Annotated in this window: 15 protein-coding genes; 10 read left to right on the top strand and 5 right to left on the bottom strand. The window is 73.9% G+C overall.

The window, feature by feature from the left end; genetic code table 11:
• Positions 1 to 3 precede the first annotated feature (3 nt).
• Positions 4 to 1,233 (top strand): cation:proton antiporter, encoded by a 1,230-nt coding sequence (locus AVL62_RS11010; protein WP_058891659.1) that lies wholly within the window; start codon positions 4 to 6, stop codon positions 1,231 to 1,233.
• On the opposite strand, the gene AVL62_RS11005 is transcribed toward AVL62_RS11010, so the two are convergent.
• On the bottom strand, positions 1,213 to 1,863 hold the full coding sequence (locus AVL62_RS11005) for a class I SAM-dependent methyltransferase (RefSeq protein WP_058891658.1): 651 nt from the start codon (positions 1,861 to 1,863) through the stop codon (positions 1,213 to 1,215). The two genes, AVL62_RS11010 and AVL62_RS11005, sit on opposite strands and share 21 nt — an antisense overlap.
• Positions 1,864 to 1,991: 128 nt before the next feature.
• Between AVL62_RS11005 and hflX the strand changes: the two genes are divergently transcribed.
• A complete protein-coding gene (gene hflX, locus AVL62_RS11000; RefSeq protein ID WP_058891657.1) occupies positions 1,992 to 3,542 on the top strand; it encodes a GTPase HflX in 1,551 nt (516 codons plus the stop codon).
• Here the strand turns inward: hflX and AVL62_RS10995 are convergent.
• Together AVL62_RS10995 and AVL62_RS10990 are read right to left on the bottom strand one after the other, a co-directional pair.
• Positions 3,530 to 3,946: a histidine phosphatase family protein gene (locus AVL62_RS10995; protein ID WP_058891656.1), complete on the bottom strand. Its 417-nt coding sequence runs from the start codon at positions 3,944 to 3,946 to the stop codon at positions 3,530 to 3,532. The genes hflX and AVL62_RS10995 overlap by 13 nt on opposite strands.
• A 26-nt stretch (positions 3,947 to 3,972) precedes the next feature.
• A complete protein-coding gene (locus tag AVL62_RS10990; RefSeq protein ID WP_201023252.1) occupies positions 3,973 to 4,668 on the bottom strand; it encodes an SDR family NAD(P)-dependent oxidoreductase in 696 nt (231 codons plus the stop codon).
• Positions 4,669 to 4,744: 76 nt separating this feature from the next.
• Between AVL62_RS10990 and AVL62_RS10985 the strand changes: the two genes are divergently transcribed.
• Positions 4,745 to 7,423: an MGH1-like glycoside hydrolase domain-containing protein gene (locus AVL62_RS10985; protein ID WP_058891655.1), complete on the top strand. Its 2,679-nt coding sequence runs from the start codon at positions 4,745 to 4,747 to the stop codon at positions 7,421 to 7,423.
• Positions 7,424 to 7,439: 16 nt separating this feature from the next.
• Here AVL62_RS10985 and AVL62_RS10980 read toward each other — a convergent pair whose 3' ends face one another.
• On the bottom strand, positions 7,440 to 8,018 hold the full coding sequence (locus AVL62_RS10980; protein ID WP_058891654.1) for a DinB family protein: 579 nt from the start codon (positions 8,016 to 8,018) through the stop codon (positions 7,440 to 7,442).
• A 29-nt stretch (positions 8,019 to 8,047) separates the two neighbouring features.
• On the opposite strand from AVL62_RS10980, the gene fdhD reads away from it, so the two are divergent.
• Together fdhD and AVL62_RS10970 are read left to right on the top strand one after the other, a co-directional pair.
• Positions 8,048 to 8,899, top strand: coding sequence for a formate dehydrogenase accessory sulfurtransferase FdhD (gene fdhD, locus AVL62_RS10975; protein ID WP_058891653.1), 852 nt, complete (start codon positions 8,048 to 8,050; stop codon positions 8,897 to 8,899).
• Between the two features lie 143 nt (positions 8,900 to 9,042).
• Complete coding sequence (locus AVL62_RS10970) at positions 9,043 to 11,271, top strand: ATP-dependent DNA helicase (RefSeq protein WP_058891652.1); 2,229 nt, start codon at positions 9,043 to 9,045, stop codon at positions 11,269 to 11,271.
• Between the two features lie 15 nt (positions 11,272 to 11,286).
• On the opposite strand, the gene AVL62_RS10965 is transcribed toward AVL62_RS10970, so the two are convergent.
• Positions 11,287 to 12,009, bottom strand: coding sequence for a CHRD domain-containing protein (locus tag AVL62_RS10965; protein ID WP_058891651.1), 723 nt, complete (start codon positions 12,007 to 12,009; stop codon positions 11,287 to 11,289).
• Positions 12,010 to 12,175: 166 nt separating this feature from the next.
• Between AVL62_RS10965 and AVL62_RS10960 the strand changes: the two genes are divergently transcribed.
• The 5 genes from AVL62_RS10960 to rpsT all read left to right on the top strand — a co-directional run bounded on the left by AVL62_RS10960 (position 12,176) and on the right by rpsT (position 15,382).
• Positions 12,176 to 12,745, top strand: coding sequence for a sigma-70 family RNA polymerase sigma factor (locus AVL62_RS10960; protein WP_058891650.1), 570 nt, complete (start codon positions 12,176 to 12,178; stop codon positions 12,743 to 12,745).
• A complete protein-coding gene (locus AVL62_RS17305) occupies positions 12,732 to 13,481 on the top strand; it encodes a hypothetical protein (RefSeq protein WP_161937879.1) in 750 nt (249 codons plus the stop codon). Before AVL62_RS10960 ends, AVL62_RS17305 begins: the two co-directional genes overlap by 14 nt.
• Positions 13,482 to 13,527: 46 nt before the next feature.
• Positions 13,528 to 13,953, top strand: coding sequence for a DUF952 domain-containing protein (locus AVL62_RS10950; protein WP_083518880.1), 426 nt, complete (start codon positions 13,528 to 13,530; stop codon positions 13,951 to 13,953).
• Positions 13,950 to 14,924 (top strand): DNA polymerase III subunit delta, encoded by a 975-nt coding sequence (gene holA / locus AVL62_RS10945; RefSeq protein ID WP_058891648.1) that lies wholly within the window; start codon positions 13,950 to 13,952, stop codon positions 14,922 to 14,924. Before AVL62_RS10950 ends, holA begins: the two co-directional genes overlap by 4 nt.
• Before the next feature lie 191 nt (positions 14,925 to 15,115).
• A complete protein-coding gene (gene rpsT, locus AVL62_RS10940; RefSeq protein WP_058891647.1) occupies positions 15,116 to 15,382 on the top strand; it encodes a 30S ribosomal protein S20 in 267 nt (88 codons plus the stop codon).
• The last annotated feature ends 216 nt before the right edge of the window (positions 15,383 to 15,598 follow it).

Below are 15,598 nucleotides of genomic sequence, written 5' to 3'. Positions count from 1 at the left end.
GCCATGGAGCTGGTCCCGCTCGCCGCCCCGTCGGCGTCGCCCACCTCGGACGAGGCGCTGCTGTCGATGTTCTGGATCGGCTGCGTCCTCGTCGTCTCACCGCTCGTGGTGCGGGCCTCGCGGGGGTTGCTGCCGGACGTCGTGGTGCTGCTGGCCCTGGGCTGCCTCATCGGGCCGGGCGTGCTGGCGCTCGCGGAGGTCGGGTCCGGGGTGGGGCTGGTGCGCGAGCTCGGCCTGGGGCTGCTCTTCCTGCTCGCCGGCACCGAGATCGACCCGGCCACGCTGCGGGCCCGTCAGGGGCGGCAGGCCGCGCTCACCTGGGTGCTGTGCCTCGTGCTGGCCCTGGGCCTGGCCTGGGCGCTCATCCCGGACGAGAGCCTGGCCGCCGCGACCGTGCTGGCCATCGCGGTCACGTCCACCGCGCTTGGCACCCTGCTGCCGATCCTCAAGGACCGGGGCCAGCTGGACTCCCCGCTCGGGACGGCCGTCCTCACGCACGGGGCGGTGGGCGAGCTCATGCCGGTCATGGCCATGGCGCTGCTCCTCTCGACGCGGTCGACCTGGGTCTCGGCGGGCGTCCTGCTGGCCTTCTTCGCGCTCGCCGCGCTCGTGGCCGTCCTGCCCCACCGCCTGGTGATGCGGGTCCCGGGCATCCGCGCGGCCCTGGTGGAGGGCGCCGACACCACGGCCCAGACCGCGATCCGGGTGACGTTCTGGCTGCTGCTCACGCTCATGGCCGCCGCCAGCGTCTTCGAGCTCGACGTCGTGCTCGGGGCCTTCGCCGCCGGGTTCATCGTCCGCGCCGTCCGCCCGCGCGGCTTCGAGGCCTACGAGGAGCGCCTCGAGGGCGCCGCCTACGGCTTCTTCGTGCCGGTGTTCTTCGTCACCTCCGGGATGAACGTCGACGTCGCGGCGGTCGTCGAGCAGCCGTTCCTCCTGCTGGGCCTGGTCGTCATGATCCTGGCGCTGCGCGGGGGCCCGGTCTGGCTGCGCGAGCGGTTCACCCGCACCGGTTCCGGGCTCACCGACCCGGCCGACCGCCGGCGGCTGGCGCTCTACGCGGCGACCGGGTTGCCCATCATCGTGGCGGTCACCGAGCTCGGCGTCTCCCGCGACCTCATCCCCGGCGAGGTCGCCGCGGTGCTCGTCGCCGCCGGCGCCTTCACGGTGCTCATCTTCCCGTTCCTCGCCCGCCCGGCCGAGCGGAGGCGCTCAGCCCCGGCCGACGCGTAGCACGCGGAAGCCCTTGCTGCTCGCCGCCCGGGTGGCCCGCACCGGCCCCATGGCCCCCGGCAGGGTCGCGGAGAGCCACGTCTGCAGGGAGTCGGCCCCGAGGTTCTTCTGGACCACGAGGTAGGCCGCCGCCCCGGCCCGGTCCGACAGCCGGGGGAGCCAGGTGAGCAGCAGGTCGTGCAGCGCCTGCTTGCCGACGCGGATCGGGGGGTTGGACCACACCAGGTCGAAGCGCACGTCCGGGTCGACGTCCTCCGGCCTGCTCACCAGCACGTCAGCGCGGTCCAGCAGCCCGGCGTTGCGTCGGGCGAGGTCGAGCGCCCGCTCGTTGACGTCCACGGCGTGCACCGTGGCACCGGGGGACTCCAGCGCCAGCGTGAGCGCGAGTGGCCCCCAGCCGCACCCCAGGTCGAGGAACGTCCCCTGCGCGGGGGGCGCCGGCGCCTGCTCGAGCAGGACCCGGGTCCCCTTGTCGATGCCGTCGGGGGAGAAGATCCCGGCTGCGGTCACCAGCTCGTGCTCGCGGCCGGCCAGCCGCACCGTCAGGGGTCGCAGCGCGTCCGCGGAGGCGGGTCGCGCCGAGAAGTAGTGGTCACCCGGCTGCCGGGGGCTGTCGTCGTCCGTGCTCATCGGCGGCCAGTCTCCCACGGCGGCGCGACCGACCGAGGCAACAAATCGGTGGTCCGCGGCGTTCACCTGGTGAGAGGCTGGCGGGGAGCCGGCCGCAGGCATACCGTCTGCACGACCCGAAGGAGATTATGACCGCACCACGCACCGACCCGACCGGCACCGACGGCGGCCGCCTGCTCGACCGCCGCGCCGAGGCCCTCATCGACGACGACGCGATCGACCTGCACGAGGGCGACTGGGGCAGCTGGGGGCAGACGCCCGAGGGCACGGACCCGGGCGTGCACGGCGACCTGGACCGGGACGGCGACCAGCTGGACCGGGAGGAGCGTGCCGCGCTGCGCCGGGTCGCGGGGCTGTCCACCGAGCTCGAGGACGTCACCGAGGTCGAGTACCGCCAGCTGCGCCTCGAGCGGGTCGTCCTCGCGAGCGTGTGGGAGGACAACGGGCAGACGACCCTCGAGGACGCGGAGAACTCGCTGCGCGAGCTCGCCGCGCTGGCCGAGACCGCCGGCTCGACCGTGCTCGACGGCGTCATCCAGCGGCGGCAGAAGCCGGACCCCGCGACCTACCTGGGCAGCGGCAAGGCCGCGCAGCTGCGGGAGATCGTGGCCGCGGAGGGCGCCGACACCGTCGTGTGCGACGGCGAGCTCGGCCCGTCCCAGCGGCGCGCGCTGGAGGACGTCGTCAAGGTCAAGGTCATCGACCGCACCGCGCTCATCCTCGACATCTTCGCCCAGCACGCCAAGAGCAAGGAAGGTCGCGCCCAGGTCGAGCTGGCCCAGCTGCAGTACCTCCTGCCGCGCCTGCGCGGCTGGGGCGAGTCGATGTCCCGCCAGGCCGGTGGCCGGGTGGCCGGGGGTGAGGGCATCGGCTCCCGCGGCCCCGGTGAGACCAAGATCGAGCTGGACCGGCGGCGGATCAACACCCGCATCGCCCGGCTCCGCCGGGAGATCACGGCGATGAAGACCGTCCGCGACACCAAGCGCTCCTCGCGGCGCAGCCACCGGGTCCCCAGCGTGGCCATCGTCGGCTACACCAACGCCGGGAAGTCCTCGCTGCTCAACCGCCTCACCGGGGCGGGGGTCCTGGTGCAGAACCAGCTCTTCGCGACCCTGGACCCGACGGTCCGGCGCACCGAGAGCGAGGAGGGCCGCACCTACACCCTGTCCGACACCGTCGGCTTCGTGAAGCGGCTGCCCCACCAGCTCGTCGAGGCCTTCCGGTCCACCCTCGAGGAGGCGGCGGACGCCGACGTGCTGCTGCACGTCGTGGACGGCTCGCACCCGGACCCGGAGGGGCAGGTCGACGCGGTGCACGCCGTGCTCGCGGAGATCGACGAGGGCTCGGCCCTCAAGATCCCCGAGATCGTGGCGGTCAACAAGGCCGACCTCGCCGACCCCGAGGTCCTCGACCGGCTGCGCCGCGCCTACCCGCGGGTGGTCGTCGTCTCGGCCAAGACCGGTGCCGGCGTGCCGGAGCTGCTCGAGGCGGTCGAGGCCGCGCTGCCCCGTCCGGAGATCCTCGTGGACGTGCTGCTGCCCTACGACCGGGGCGACCTCGTGGCGCGGCTCTACGACGAGGGCGAGATCCTCGCCGAGGAGCACACCGCCGAGGGCACCCGGGTCGAGGCCAAGGTCGACCCCGACCTGCACGGCCACCTCAGCGACTACGCCGTCTGAGCGGCGCCTCCATCCGGGCGTGCGGTCACCCGACCACGGTTGCGCCAGCCGTCCCCGTCACGCTCCAGGACCAGACCGGCGCACGGGGCACGGTCCTCGACGGCCCACCCCAGCGTGGGCAGGAGGGCGGTCATGACCTCGCCGTGAGTCACGACCACCACGGTCTCGCCGCGGTGCAGGTCGGCGAGGTCCTCCAAGGCGGTGCGCAAGCCGCCTGGGCTGGCATCCAGCCCGGTGACCACGACCTCCCACGCCGCCGCGAGCGCGGTGGCCGGGTCCAGGGCCCCACATCCCCTGTCCGCGTAGACGTGAGCCACCCGCTCGGCCTGAAGGGCCTCGGTCGAGGTGTGCGCCGCGTCGGCGTCCAGCAGGACGATGCGGGCCGGGCACTGCAGGTCGCTCATGCTCGCTCCTGACCCACGGCGACGCCTCAGTCGCCGGACGTGAAGGCGTCGGAGGCGAGCTCGGTGTCTCCCGCGGCGATGGCCCGCACGATCCGGTCGGCCACGACCTGAGGCTCCAGGCCCTGGGGCAGACGCGGTGCGGTGCCGTGGATCGGGCGGTCGGCGAGACCGGTCTCGGTATGCGGCGGGCGCACGTCCAGCACCGAGACCGAGGCCCGGCGCAGCTCGCTGGCGAGCGCCCGGTCGAGGCAGGTCATCGCCGCCTTGCTCGCGGCATACACCCCCATCCCGGCCATCGGGCGCTCGGCCAGGATCGCGCTGAGGTTGACGACGAACCCCTTCGACTCCTGCAGGAGGGGCAGGAGCCGGCGCAGCAGGAAGGCCGGGCCGATGACGTTGGTGGTGAAGACCTCCTCGATGACCTCGTCCGGGGTGTCGACCAGCGACCCGAAGGCGGCGATGCCGGCGGCGTTGACGACACCGTCGAGGCCACCGAGGTGCTCGGTCGCGGCGGCCGCCACCCGGTCACCCGCGGTGGCGTCGCCGAGGTCGGCGACCACGGTCGGGGCGTCGATCCCCAGCGCCCGGAGCCGCTGCTCGTCGCGGCCCACCAGGAGCAGGCGCGCACCCTCGTCGACGAGCCGGCGCGCGAGCAGCGAGCCGAGGGCGCCGCTGGCCCCGACGATGGCGATCCGACGTCCGGCGAGGTCTCTGACAGGCATGGCTCCACGGTAGGGCCACGCAGGCCCTGGCGTCCTGACGAGTGCGTCGGCCCGACCGTGTGACACCCTGGCGGCCGTGAGCACCGCAGAGCACGACCGCCTCGCCGACTCCGACGACCCGCGTGCCGCCTGGCGCAGGTGGGGTCCCTACGTCTCGGCCCGGCAGTGGGGCACGGTGCGCGAGGACTACAGCGCGGACGGGGACGCCTGGGGGTCCTTCCCCTTCGACCACAGCCACCTGCGCGCCTACCGCTGGGGGGAGGACGGCCTGGCCGGGATCAGCGACCTCGACGGCTACCTCAACCTCGGCCTGGCGCTCTGGAACGGTCGCGACGACCGGCTCAAGGAGCGGCTCTTCGGCCTGACCAACCCGCAGGGCAACCACGGTGAGGACGTCAAGGAGTACTGGTGGGCGCTGGATGGCACGCCCACGCACAGCTACGCCTCCTGGCTCTACCGCTACCCGCAGGCGGCCTTCCCCTACGAAGAGCTCGTGCGGGTCAACGGTGAGCGGGGGATCGAGGAGGAGGAGTACGAGCTCGCCGACACCGGGGTGTTCGAGGGCGACCGCTTCTTCGACGTGCAGGTCCGCCACGCCAAGGCGAGCCCGAGCGACCTCTGCGTGGAGATCACGGCGACCAACCACGGACCCGACGCGGCCCCCCTGCACCTCGTGCCGCAGCTGTGGTTCCGCAACACCTGGAGCTGGGGTCTGGACGAGCGGCGGCCCCGGCTGTGGGCAGGGGAACCGCGACAGGGGTATGCCGCCGCCGTCATCGGCGAGCACCACGAGCTCGGCCGGGTGCGCCTCGAGGCGTCCTCCGGTCCTGGCGCCGAGCAGGTCGAGCCCTCACTTCTCTTCTGCGACAACGAGACCAACGTCGCCGCCCTCTGGGGTGAGGACGCTGCGCGCGAGGGCGACACGGCATACCCCAAGGACGCGGTGAACCGCGCGGTGGTGCACGGCCAGGCGGATGCCGCCAACCCCGCGCGGACGGGGACCAAGGCGGCGCTCTGGTGGCGCTTCGAGGCCGTCCCGCCGGGGGAGAGCGTCACCGTCCGGCTGCGGCTCACCGAGCTGGAGGGCGCACCGGCCGTCGCCACCGGGGTCGAGGAGGTCCTCGCGGTGCGGGAGCAGGAGTGCGAGGCGTTCTACGCCCAGGTCATCCCGGCGGGCACGAGCGAGCAGGACGCGCTCATCGCGCGGCGCGCCTTCGCGGGCCTGCAGTGGGGCAAGCAGCTCTATCTCTACGACGTCCCGCGCTGGATCGAGGGGGACCCGGGGCAGCCGCCCCCGCCGCCGGGACGGCATACCCGCCGGACCGGGCGCAACACCCGCTGGCGGCACGTCAACCTCGCCGAGGTCATCTCGATGCCGGACGAGTGGGAGTACCCCTGGTTCGCGACCTGGGACCTGGCCTTCCACTGCGTCGCGCTCGCGCACGTCGACCCGTTCTTCGCCAAGTGGCAGCTGCTGCTCATGTGCCGCGAGTGGGTGATGAACCCCAACGGCCAGCTCGCGGCCTACGAGTGGAACTTCTCCGACGTCAACCCGCCGGTGCACCCGTGGGCGGCCTGGCAGGTCTTCAGCATCGACGGCGGCCGCGACCGCGACTTCCTCGAGCGGGTCGTGCTCAAGATGCTGCTCAACTTCCCGTGGTGGGTGAACCGCAAGGACTCCGAGGGCTCCAACGTCTTCGAGGGCGGATTCCTCGGGATGGACAACGTCGGGCTCTTCGACCGCAGCGAGGCGCTGGCCGGCGATCAGCGGCTGGAGCAGGCGGACGCCACCGCGTGGATGGGGATGTTCTGCCTCAAGATGCTGCGGATGTCGGCCGAGCTGGCGCGGCACGACAAGGCGTGGGACGAGGTGTCGACGAAGTTCCTCGTGCACTTCCTGTCGATCGCGGAGGCGCTGGACGACTTCGGCACGCACCACACCTCCCTCTGGGACACCGAGGACGAGTTCTTCCACGACGTGCTCGTCGACGACGACGGCACGGCGCACCGGATGCCGGTGCGCTCGATGGTGGGCCTGCTGCCGCTCACCGGCATCTCGATCGTGCCCAACTGGGTCGCGACCGAGCTGCCGGACCTCACCGACTTCTTCCAGGGGTGGACCGAGCGGCGCCCCGAGCTCGCCGACGCACTCATCCACACCAACCACCGCGGGTATGCCCTGCGCACCCTGTCGCTCGTGTCCAAGGAGCAGTGGTCGGCGCTGCTGCGGCCGCTGCTCGACGAGGGGGAGTTCCTCTCCCCGCACGGGATCCGGTCGCTGTCCGCGGCGCACCGCGACGGCGTGAGCGTCCACGTCGCCGGGGCCGACCTCTCGCTGCGCTACGTGCCCGGCGAGTCGGACTCCCGGATGTTCGGCGGCAACTCCAACTGGCGCGGGCCGGTCTGGCTGCCGGTCAACGCGCTGCTGCTCGACGCGTTGCGGATCTACGGCCGCGGGGCCGGGGCCGGCGTCGAGGTGGAGTACCCCACCGGGTCCGGGCAGCAGATGGGTATGGAGCAGGTCGCCCACGAGATCGAGGAGCGGCTCGTCTCGCTCTTCCGGCCGGGGCCGGACGGGCGACGCCCCGGGACCCCGCGGCACCACCCGCGCGGGCCGCTGTGGGACGCGCACCCGACCTTCAGCGAGTACTTCCACGGCGACGACGGACGCGGTCTCGGTGCCTCCCACCAGACCGGCTGGACCGCCCTCGTGGCGCACTTCGTCTGCGCGCCGGACGGCATACCGAACCGGTAGGGGGCAGCGGGGCGCCTCAGCGGAAGCGGTCGGCGGCCTGCTGGACGCGCGCGACGTGCGCGGACCAGTCGGTGTCCTCGGCGAGGTTGAGCAGGTCGGGCCGCGCGCCGATCCGTCCGTCGAGCCCTTCACGGAGGATGTCGAGCTGGCCGGCGTGCCGGTGCGTCTCCGTGGTGAGGTGCACCAGCAGCGTGTGCAGGCTGGGGTGGCGGCGCTCCGGCGGCCACCACGGCACCGTCCCGGTCGCCCCGGGGTCGAGGGCCGCCACCGTCGCGTCCGACCAGGCCGCCGCCCGCCGGTAGAGGTCGAGGACCTGCTCCAGGCTCTGGTCGGGGTCGGCCACGAGATCGGCGTTCGGGTCGGTCGCGGGGTCGTCCAGGTCCCAGGGCTCGGGCTCGGGGAAGGGGCGCCCGAGGCAGGCCCCCAGGTAGCCGCAGTCCACCCAGGTCAGGTGGGTCACCACGCCCAGGATGCTCGTGCCCGTCGGCGTGAGCGGACGACGCGCGTCGTGCTCGCCCAGGCCCTCGACCTTCCACACGACCGCGTCCCGGCCCGCCTGCAGGTAGCGCAGCAGGGTGTCGGTGGCCTCGTCCATCCCTCGAACCTAGGGGATACCGTGCAGGTATGGCGAGGGTCACCCAACGACGGCGCGTGCGCCGCCTCACTGCCGAGGGCGCCGTGCGCGAGCGGGCGGACGTCCTCGCCGGGGAGGAGCCGCTGGAGGTCCGGGTGGGCGGCCGGTCCTTCTCGGTGACGATGCGGACGCCGGGGGACGACTTCGACCTGGCGGTCGGCTTCCTGCACGGGGAGGGCGTGGTCTCCTCGTGGGACGACGTGGACCAGATCGACTACCGCTCCGGGATCGGGTCGGACGGCCTGCGGGACTACAACATCGTCGACGTGCGGCTGGCCGAGGGGGTCGCACCACCCGACCCCTCGCTGGAGCGGCACGTCTACACCTCCTCCTCCTGCGGGGTCTGCGGCACCGCCTCGATCGAGTCCGTCCGCCGCACGAGCAGCCACGACCTGGGCGCCGACCGGGCGCGCGTCGACCTGACCGACCTGCTGGCCCTGCCCGACCGGCTCCGCGAGAGCCAGGCCGTCTTCGACCGCACCGGCGGGGTGCACGCCGCGGGGCTCTTCGTGCCGGGGGCGCAGGGCGCGGGGCTCGACCTGGTGTGCCTGCGCGAGGACGTGGGACGGCACAACGCGGTCGACAAGGTGGTGGGCTGGGCGCTGCGGGAGCGGGGTGTGCCGCTGCCCGGGGCGGTCCTGCAGGTGTCCGGGCGGGCGTCCTTCGAGCTGGTGCAGAAGGCGGCCCTGGCCGGCATCCCGGTCCTGTCCGCCGTCTCCGCGCCGTCCTCGCTGGCGGTGGAGCTGGCCGAGGACGTCGGCCTCACGCTCGTCGGCTTCAACCGGGGCCGCAGCCTCAACGTCTACACCGGGGCCGAGCGCGTCCTCGCCGCCGAGGCCTGACGAGGCTGCCGAGACCTGAGCAGAGAACGGCTCCCGAGGCAGCTGCTGCGACCCGTGCGTGGGGCGCCCTTCTCTGCTCAGGTGCCCTGGCCGGGCTGTGGACGGCGTCAGCGCGGGCGGGGGCCACGGCATACCCTGGGGCCATGCCCACCACCCCCGAGCTCGACGCCCTCGTCGCGGCCGCCGTCGGCGGGGTCGGGGGCAGCGAGCGCCCCGGCCAGCTGCAGATGGCGAGGGCGGTCGAGCGGGCCGTCGAGCGCGAGGAGCACCTGCTCGTCCAGGCCGGCACGGGCACCGGCAAGTCCCTGGCCTACCTCGTGCCGGCGATCGCGCACGCCGTCCGGACGGGCAGGCCCGCTGTCGTCGCCACCGCGACGCTCGCGCTGCAGGCCCAGATCGTCGACCGCGACCTGCCGCGGATCTCCGAGGCGCTCGCCCCGCTGCTGGGTCGGCGGCCGACCTTCGCGCTGGTCAAGGGCCGGTCCAACTACCTGTGCCAGCACAAGCTCGTCGGTGGTTTCCCGGACGACGACGAGGACGCGCTGCTGGCCCTGGGCCAGGTGGACCGCGAGCGCTCCCGGCTCGGCGACGAGGTGAGCCGGCTGAGGGACTGGGCCGAGCTCACCGAGTCCGGGGACCGCGACGAGCTCGTGCCGGGCGTGAGCAACCGTGCCTGGCGGCAGGTCTCGGTCACCTCGCACGAGTGCCTGGGGAGCCGGTGCCCCGTCGTGGCCGACTGCTTCGTCGAGCGCTCCCGCGAGGCGGCGGGCGAGGTCGACGTCATCGTCACCAACCACAGCTTCATGGCGATCGACGCCTTCGAGGGGCGGTTCATGCTGCCCGAGCACGACCTGCTCGTCGTCGACGAGGCCCACGAGCTCACCGACCGGGTCACCTCCACCATCACCGACGAGCTGACCGCCTCGACGGTGTCGGTGGCCGCGCGGCGGGCCGGCAAGGGGGAGGCCGCCGAGCGACTGGCCGAGACGACCGAGCTGCTCGAGGCCGCGTTGGCCGACCTGCCCGAGGGCAAGCTCGCGGCGCTGCCGGACCGGCTGGTGACCGCGCTGCAGCTCGTCCGGGACGCCGCCCGCGCCACCCTGAGCGAGATCCGGCCGGAGAAGGGCGCCGAGGCCGACGGGTCGACGCAGATGGCGATGGCCGCGGTGCAGGACGTCTTCGACACCAGTGAGCGGGTCCTCGGCGAGGCCGAGCTGGACGTCGTGTGGATCACCCAGGACCAGCGCCGCGGCAGCATCCTGCGGGTGGCTCCCATGAGCGTGGCGATGATGGTGCGCGACAAGATCTTCCAGGAGCGCACCGTCGTCCTCACCTCGGCGACGCTGGAGCTGGGCGGCACCTTCGACGCCGTGGCGGGCACCATCGGGCTGCGCGGACCGGGCGCCCCGGCCTGGGAGGGCCTGGATGTCGGCTCGCCCTTCGACTACCCCGCCCAGGCCATCGCCTACGTCGCGGCGCACCTGCCGCCGCCGGGTCGCGACGGCGCCGGCCCGGCCGTCTTCGACGAGATGGAGCAGCTGGTCCGGGCGGCCGGGGGGCGCACGCTGGGGCTGTTCAGCTCGCGGCGGGCCGCCGAGGCGGCGGCCGAGGAGATGCGCAGCCGGTTGTCCGACACGGGCATCACCATCCGCTGCCAGGGGGACGACCAGCTCCCGACCCTGGTGCGCGAGTTCGCCTCCGACCCGGCCGCCTGCCTGTTCGGCACGCTGTCGCTCTGGCAGGGCGTCGACGTCCCCGGCTCCGCCTGCCAGCTCGTCCTCGTCGACCGCATCCCGTTCCCGCGTCCCGACGACCCGCTGACCTCAGCCCGCACCGAGGCGATCGGCCGGATGGGCGGCAACGGCTTCATGGCGGTCTCGGCCACGCACGCCGCGCTGCGCCTCGCCCAGGGGGCGGGACGGCTCATCCGGCGCGGGGACGACCGCGGTGTCGTCGCCTTCCTCGACTCGCGGATGATCAGCGCGAGGTATGCCGGGTTCCTGCAGCGCTCCCTGCCCCCCTTCTGGCCCACCACCGACACCCAGCTCGTGCTGGGCGCCCTGCGGCGCCTCGACGAGACCGCGCCCGAACCGGTGCCGGTCGCCGAGCCGGGGGCGCGGGGCCTCGGTGGTGCCCCGCTCGTGGAGGCCGCCGGGGCGGTGCCCGTCGCACGCTCACCCCGCACCGCGGTGACCGGTGGCCACGCCTGGACCGACGAGCAGGACGAGGAGCTGCGCGACGGCGTGGAGTCGGGGGTGGGCCTCACCGAGCTGGCTGACCACCTCGGCCTGGCGCCCGACCTGGTCACCGCCCGGCTCACCCAGCTCGGTCTGGAGCTGGAGGAGGCCGGGGAGGCGACTAGGTCGGCCTAGCCGTGGGGGTGCCGGTCAGTGCTGACGACGCCCGCGGGCGGCCAGCACGGCGCCGCCGAGGCCGAGCGCCATGACACCCGCACCGAGACCGATGAGCATCGGGTCGCCGGTGCCGGGGGCCTCGCCGCCGGTCTCCGCGCCGCCCACCGGGATCTCCTGCAGCTGACCGCGCACGGCGCCGGGCAGGAACTCGGAGGTGTGGGTGTCGGCGGAGAAGCCGGCCGGGTTGGCCTCGATCTCGGCCAGCGAGAAGCCCTCGCCGGTGTCGTTGCCGTCGTCGCCCTCGAGCCCGGTGGTGAAGGGGCCCTGCAGGCAGCCCGCGCTGGTGCGCACGTCCCCGTCACCGGTCGGGTTCGGGAAGGCCAGGCGCGGCGGGCCGCCCTCGCCGGCGTTCGCCTGGTGGATGTGCGTGGCCGTCTTGGCGGGGCTGTCGTACTCGCCGGTGACGCCGGTGAGCTCGATGTCGTAGCAGATGATCTCCTCGTCGGAGTTGATCATGAAGGTGAACATCCCCATGGCGCCCTCCTCGCCGGGCGCGGGGTTGCCCTCGCCGTCCACGACGTTCTCCGGCGTGGCGGTCACCGAGAAGGCGGAGGTGAACGTGTCGGGCATGTCGACCTCGGTCTCGGCGGAGGCCGGGAGGGTGCCGGCGGCCACCAGCGCGAGGGCGCCGAGGCCACCCGCGGTGGCGGTCAGGCCGCGGCGGGTCGGACGGGCGGTGTTCGTCGTCGTGCTCATGCTGACTCCCATCGTGGTCGGCCCCGCTTCAGGGCCGGTGTGCAGGGGTATACGTCGCCACACCTCCCCGCGTTCACGGCGACCCGAGGTCGTTTTGCGAGACTGGTCGAACGTCGCGGACCCCGCCGACGTATACCCCTCCGACGACAGCAGGAGGGAGTGGACCATGACCACGGCCGGTCTCACTGTGCTGGACCGCGCTGCGCCACGGGAGGCGAGACCGCTGAGCCGACGGGACTTCGACGTCGCCCGCGCCTTCGACGAGCACGGGTCGCTGCTGCTCGGCGTCGCGGTCAACGCCCTCGGTGACCGGCACGCCGCCGAGGACTGCGTGCACGAGACCCTGGTGCGGGCCTGGCGCGCCCGGGACACCTTCCGCGCCGAGCGCGGCTCGGAGCGCACCTGGCTCATCGCCATCGCCCGGCGCGTCATCATCGACAGCGCCCGGGCGCGGTCGCGGCGGCCCGTGGAGGTGCGGGCCGCTCCGCCCGAGTCGGCACCGCAGCCGGGGGTGGACTCCCAGGTGGCCGACCGGGTCACCCTGCTGGCGGGGCTGTCCCGGCTCAGCCCCGAGCACCGCCAGGTCGTCGTGGAGGTGCAGGTGCGCGGGCTGACCTACGACGAGCTGTCCGAGCGGACCGGCGTCGCGGTGGGGACGCTGCGCAGCCGGATGTACTACGCCCTGCGCGCCCTGCGCGGGATGCTCACCGAGGAGGATGACCGTGACGACGCCTGAGGGCGACCGGGAGGAGCTGGTGCTCGCCGCGGCCGAGGGGTCCCTGGACGACGTCCGGCGGCAGCGGCTGGACGCCCTGCGTGCCGCGGACCCGACCGTCGACGAGGAGATCGCCCAGCTCCGGGCCACCCTGGAGGCCGTGCAGCAGCTCGACGGCTGGGACGAGCAGGCGCTGGCTCTGACACCGTCCTCGGCGGTGCTGCGCCGGGCCAAGGAGCAGATCGCCTCCGAGGAGGACGGGCCGGCCGGGTCGGGCGTCGCGGCCGGGTCGGGGACGCCGCGCCGGGACCTCGAGCGCGCCCGTCCCGGCCGGCGGGCCCTCTTCGGGCTGGCGGCGGCCGGGTTGGTCGCGACCGGCGCGGTGGGACAGGACGTCGTGCGTCGACTGCGCCCCGGCACCCCGGAGGGGGACCCGGGCACGCTCGGCGCGCTCGAACGGGCGACGGTGCAGGACACGGCATCGGGGGCCGAGGTCGACCTCGGGGTCATCGCCCACACCTGGGGCACCGAGACGGTCTGGGTCGTCGACGGCGCCCAGCCGGGCGAGGTCTACGACGTCGTGCTCGTCGACCGCTCCGGCGGGCGGACCGGCTCGGGCAGCTTCCTCGGCACCCGTGACCCGCTCGACTGCGAGATGAACGCCGCGGTCCTGCGCGAGGACGTCGCCGAGGTGCTCGTGGTGACGGCCGGCGGCCAGGTCTGGGCCCGCGCCGCGCTGCCCCCCGTCGGGGCGTGACGCGAGCCTGCCTGGTGTGTCCGACCCGCGTGGCAGAGTGGCACCCATGAGCGAGCAGGAGCAGCCGGGGGACGCCGCCGAGGCGCTGTGGCACCTCGCCGAGGAGACCGACTGGGAGCGGGCGCTGCGCTCCGGGAGCTATGACCGGTCCACCCGCGGCGCCGGGCTGGCGGAGGTCGGCTTCATCCACGCAAGCCGTCCCGAGCAGCTGCCCGGCGTCGCCCGTGCGCTGTACGCCGGGGTGAGCGAGCCCCTGCTGGTGCTCGAGATCGACCCGGAGGTGCTCGCCCGGCACGAGGTGGAGGTCCGCGTCGAGCCAGGGGATCCTGCCGATCCCGGCTCCGAGCGCTTCCCCCATCTCTACGGACCGCTGCCGGTGGCCGCCGTGCGGCGCGTGCGTCCCGCCCGCGTGGACCGGGGGTGGCTCGAGCTGGGCGCGTGGGGGCCTCCCGGCACCGAGGACGACCGGTGAGCGGGCCGCCGCCCCTGGCGCTCATCACCGGCCCCGAGGAGCTGCGGGCCGAGCGCGGCGTCGACTCGATCCTGGCCGCCGTGCGGGCCTCCGAGCCGGACGCGGAGGTGGTCCGCGTGCACCCGTCGAGCTACCAGGCCGGCGAGCTGCTGGTCCACGCGAGCCCCAGCCTCTTCGGTGGCTGGAGCGTCATCGTCGTCCACGACATGGACGAGGCCGACGACGCGCTGGTCGAGGACCTGGTCGGCTACCTCGAGCAGCCCGCCGACGCGGTCACCCTGGTCGTGCGGCACAAGTCGGGCAACCGCGGCAAGCGGGTGCTGGACGCCCTGCGGAAGGGGGGCGCCAGGGTCGTCGAGGCCAAGGCCGTCAAGACCGATCGGGACAAGCACGAGTTCGTCACCGGGGAGTTCCGGGACGCCCGGCGCAAGATCGCGCCGGAGGCCGTCGGGGCCCTGGTGCTCGCGGTCGGCAAGGACCTGCGCGAGCTGGCCGCGGCGTGCGAGCAGCTCATCCGGGACGTCGAGGGCCTCGTGGAGGTCGACGACGTCACCACCTACTACGGCGAGAAGGTCGAGACGACCGGCTTCCGGGTCGCCGAGGCGGCCCTCGCGGGCGACGAGGCGACCGCGATGGCCCTGCTCCGGCACGTCATGCTCGGGGGTCTGGACCCGGTGCCCATCGTGGCGGTGCTGGCGATGCAGCTGCGTCAGGTCGGCAAGGTGGCCTCCGCCGGGCGCGGCGGGTCGGCCCAGCTCGCCCGCGACCTCGGCATGGCCCCCTGGCAGGTGGACGCTGCTCGACGGGTCAGCCAGGGCTGGGACGGCGAGCGTCTGGGCCGGGCGATCCAGGCCGTCGCGCAGGCCGATGTCGACGTCAAGGGCGGCATCCGGACGGAGGCGAGCGTCCGCAGCCCGGAGTATGCCGTGGAGCGCGCGGTGCTGGAGGTCTGCCGGCAGCGCAACGGCTGACCGGCGCGACTTGGGCGGGGCGCCCTCGCGCTGCTAGCCTTGGCCGTTGCGTGCGCGCTCGGTCGTGCGCGCTCGCAGGACCATCCGCACCATCCCGCGCACCGGGCATCGCCAGGTATCCCCACGCCAGTTCGCCCCGCGCGGGCGTCGCCCTCACGACATCTGACCAACGACTGACCAGGAAGTTCTCAGTGGCAAACATCAAGAGCCAGATCAAGCGCGTCAAGACCAACGCGGCCCGCACGGAGCGCAACCGCGCGCACAAGTCCGAGCTGCGCACCTTCATGCGCAAGTTCCGCGAGGCCGCCGACAGCGGTGACACCAGCAAGGCCTCGGACGCGCTGCACGCCGCCTCCCGCAAGCTGGACAAGGCGGTCACCAAGGGCGTCATCCACCAGAACCAGGCCGCCAACAAGAAGTCGGCCATGGCCAAGCGCTTCAACGCGCTCGGGGGCTGAGCGAGGCTCGACCCGGGCTGCGCAGCGGGCGTCCACCCCCCACGGGGTGGACGCCCGCTGCGCTAGCATGGGCTGCACCATGTCGACCGGCGGCGAGCTCCTCCTGACCGGGCCGCGCTGAGCAGACGACCGATCTGCGAGCGCGGCCAGCCCCTCCTGCGTGAGGGGCTTTTGTCTGCACCGGGCACGACGAGGACCACGCAGCGAGAACGAGAC

Source organism: Serinicoccus chungangensis, from assembly GCF_001483745.1.
GTDB classification, from domain to species: Bacteria; Actinomycetota; Actinomycetes; order Actinomycetales; family Dermatophilaceae; genus Ornithinicoccus; species Ornithinicoccus chungangensis_A.
Note: the sequence above shows the minus strand (reverse complement) of the source record. Positions and strands in the feature narration are given on the sequence as shown.